At 49.9% G+C, this 351-nt stretch carries 1 protein-coding gene; it reads right to left on the reverse strand.

What is annotated here, in order from left to right:
- Positions 1–162: 162 nt before the first annotated feature.
- Positions 163–351 (reverse strand): hypothetical protein (locus FS628_RS31595; RefSeq protein WP_222125315.1); only part of this gene is annotated, 189 nt, incomplete at its 5' end.

Genomic DNA, 351 nt, shown 5'->3' on the forward strand with positions numbered 1-351 from the left:
CACATTTTACCCCCTTTACTTAAACCACCAACCAGCCCTATAATCCGTTTAGACATCACACAGTAAATACGCGAAATGGTTATGAACAATCCATTAATCAACCCCATCATTCCCTATATCATCTCCCGCCTTCTCCCCCTCTATTCCAACCTCTTTCAAAATCTACCACCACCCCACATTCTCTCCCATCCCCTTCTCTCCTCCTTCCTCTTCATCCCTATTCTCCTTCCCCTCCACCACCCTTCCCCCCACAACCTCAATCCACTCCATCTCCTCAACCAACCTCTCCAGAACCCCCCTTGCCTCCAAACCACCGACTCCTCCACCCACCCGAAAATCAACCCCAAATCC

It is taken from the genome of Paenibacillus xylanexedens (assembly GCF_007676705.1).
In the GTDB taxonomy this organism is placed as follows: Bacteria; Bacillota; Bacilli; order Paenibacillales; family Paenibacillaceae; genus Paenibacillus; species Paenibacillus xylanexedens_C.